Genomic DNA, 1373 nt, shown 5'->3' on the forward strand with positions numbered 1-1373 from the left:
CTAATAAAAATGTACATGACCCCATCAGCATTAACAGCGACTTCATTTCTAGCTAATTCATCTACCCTTTTCCAATGCGGTCTATCATAAAAGCTAACTTGGGGATCAGCATTTCTCGCATATGTTCCTACTACCCATACGGGGTGATTTGGAGTCGCTAGAAAATCAATTGAATCGGTTGCCTTACCATGAAGACTATAAGGTACTCGCTTACCTTCCTTATTAAAAATATAATTAATCTTTTCAGCTCGCACCATCCATATCGGTTTGTCTTCATGGACAAAGGTTTTAAGTACTGGTTTGAATTCAGGCTCGCCAATACCGTCTTCGGGCTTGGACAGTACCAGATCCCCGACTTTGATATCTTGAATTGGTACTTTACCTTTATCTGTTGTAACTAAAGTACCTGCCACAAAACAGCCGAAGTTAAACATATCATCATTGATCTTTTGATATAACGCATCACCTAGCAAAATTTTTAATGCTTTTTCTTCACAGTTGGTGTTATGTACCCATAATTTGGCATCATCGATGAAATAAGTGTGATTATCCGCCACTTCCATGTTATAGACAGTAGTGGTAAAAGGAATAAAATTACCTTGCTCATCTTGTAATGTATTATATAACCTCACATCACCAAATATATTCTCTACATATACGCCTAATAGTCCCTCTTGCTGATAATTATTTAGGTTGAATACTCCACCAATCGTTTTAAAGTCTTCTTCTGTCACCTCTAAGTCAGGTTCGAAATCACCATACAGGTAGTCGTCATAGTAGTCTTTCCCATAGTTTTTCTCATACCAGTAATGGTTGGGATTTGGCTCTACATCAGGGTGGGAAAAGCGATAAAGTGGTTGAACATCAGTAATATAGTACATCACGCCATCGGCATTCACTACATGCTCATACTGCAATAGCTCATCTACTCGCTTCCAGTGGGGGCGTTCATAGAATGTAATATCCCAATTTGCATTACTGATACCTATTACCCAAACTGGATGATTGGGGGTCGCTAAAATGTCAATGTTTTCCGTTACAAGTTTATATTTTTGATAATCTATCTCCTCTCCTTGACCGTCAAAAAAATTAGGGCTTTTACTGGCTCGCACCATCCATATCGGTTTTTCTTCATGGACAAAGGTTTTGAGCACTGGTTTGAATTCAGGCTCGCCAATACCGTCTTCGGGTTTGGACAGTACCAGATCCCCGACTTTGATATCTTGAATTGGTACTTTACCTTTATCTGTCATAACCAAAGTACCTGCCACAAAACAGCCGAAGTTAAACATATCATCATTAATCTTTTGATATAACGCATCACCAGATAAGCCATCTTTAGCATATTCTCGTTCTAATGTTTTGAAATCAGA

The 1373-nt window shown here is 38.5% G+C and carries 1 protein-coding gene; it reads right to left on the reverse strand.

Annotated elements, in window-relative coordinates; genetic code table 11:
* A partial coding sequence (locus tag LVY74_RS17550) for a Hint domain-containing protein (protein ID WP_237816140.1) occupies positions 1–1373 on the reverse strand: 1373 nt, incomplete at both ends.

The sequence above is a fragment of the Acinetobacter sp. ME22 genome, from assembly GCF_022012315.1.
GTDB lineage: Bacteria > Pseudomonadota > Gammaproteobacteria > Pseudomonadales > Moraxellaceae > Acinetobacter > Acinetobacter brisouii_A.